Origin of the sequence: Microcoleus sp. S36b_A4, from assembly GCF_036700645.1 — a bacterium.
Taxonomy (GTDB): domain Bacteria; phylum Cyanobacteriota; class Cyanobacteriia; order Cyanobacteriales; family Microcoleaceae; genus Microcoleus.
Genome location: NZ_JAUBPI010000214.1, coordinates 1 through 1,657, shown reverse-complemented (window position 1 = coordinate 1,657; position 1,657 = coordinate 1). Strand labels below are relative to the sequence as shown.

Below are 1,657 nucleotides of genomic sequence, written 5' to 3'. Positions count from 1 at the left end.
TAGGGCTTGCTGAAAAAGCCTAAAACCCTTACATCAAAAGACTTTGGCTCCTGACAGCGCTGAGCATGTGTAAGATTCTGAGCTAAAATCAGTCAAAAGCCTAGTACAGCATCACTTTCGTAATGTACCGAAAAGTTGACCCAAGCCCAAACCCACCATCCAACTTTGACCTGCCCTTCGAGGGGAAATTGTCAGAGGATAATCGTTGGGTAATCATGGCCAAAATAATTCCGTGGTCAGAATTTGAAGCCGAATATGCTCAAAATTTTACAGTCTCAACAGGAGCACCAGCGAAATCGTTTCGGATAGCATTAGGGGCATTAATAATTAAAGAAAGGTTAGGAACAAGTGACTCCGAAACAGTAGAACAAATAAGAGAAAACCCATACCTACAATACTTTATAGGCATGACTACTTATAGTGATGCTTCACCCTTTGACTCATCAATGTTCGTTCATTTTCGGCAAAGAATAGGTGTCAACCTAATCAATAAAATTAACGAAAAAATGGTGAAAGAGCAGACAGAACTGCCAGGAGAGGAAGTCGAAAAAAAGTCATCAGGAATAAGTGAACACAAAAATCAAGGAAAATTAATATTAGATGCAACCTGTGCTCCAGCAGACATAAAATATCCGACAGACTTAGGACTATTAAATCAAGGGAGGGAATATACCGAAAAAATCATAGATGCTCTACACACTCAAATTAAATCACCCGAAAAAAAAAACCAAGAACCTATCGAAACACAGCCAGAAAAGCATACTTAACAGTAGCAAAAAACCGGAAACCATCACGAAAAGTACGAAGAAAAGCGATTAAAAAACAACTCCAATATATCAAAAGAAATTTAGCTCATATCGATGGTATGGGAGAGCTACAGTCTCTGAGGAAATATTATTATAGAATGCTGTTAGTGGCAACAGAAGTCTACCGTCAACAATTATGGATGTATGAAAACAAAAAAAACAGTATAGATGACCGAATAGTAAGTTTAACACAACCACACATCCGCCCGATAGTTAGAGGAAAAGCCGGGAAATCCGTCGAATTTGGGGCAAAGCTGTCAGCGAGTTGTCGTAATGGCTATGTATTTCTAGACCGGATTAGTTGGGATAATTTTAACGAGTCTGTAGACTTAAAGAAACAAGTAGAAGAATTTAAACGGTTCACGGGATTCTATCCTGAATCAATTCATGTAGATCGAATTTATCGAACCAGAGAAAATCGAGCGTGGTGCAAAGAAAGAGGGATTAGAATGAGTGGTCCCCCTCTAGGAAGGCCCCCGACAAATATCAGCAAGTCAACGAAAAAACAGGCTCAGTCAGACGAGAGAATTCGTAACTCAATTGAGGGAAAATTTGGAGAAGCTAAAAGAAGATTTAGTCTTGGTAGAGTGATGGCTAAACTTTCTAATACTTCTGGTACAGCCATCGCCATAACTTTTCTAGTAATGAATCTTTCCTCCCTGCTACGGCAGGCTTTTTGGCTTTTTTCTGTCTATTTTAGAACAAACAGCTTTTTTCAGGTTTTCTACCTTTACTGATTAGCAAAAATCATGTTTACTGAATAAAAGTTGAATAAAACTTATCTCGTCAAGGCGATCTCGAATTCACTCATTTTTCGCAATGCTGTTTTCTGACTTTTTCAGCAAGCCCTA

1 protein-coding gene is annotated in these 1,657 nt (G+C 38.7%); it reads left to right on the top strand.

The window, feature by feature from the left end; genetic code table 11:
* Positions 1-122: 122 nt before the first annotated feature.
* Positions 123-1,543, top strand: a protein-coding gene (locus QUA03_RS28835) for an IS5 family transposase (protein ID WP_333217143.1) whose coding sequence is annotated in 2 segments (ribosomal slippage) — positions 123-717 and positions 717-1,543 — 1,422 coding nt in all. Because the reading frame shifts where the segments join, the coding sequence is not laid out codon by codon here.
* The last annotated feature ends 114 nt before the right edge of the window (positions 1,544-1,657 follow it).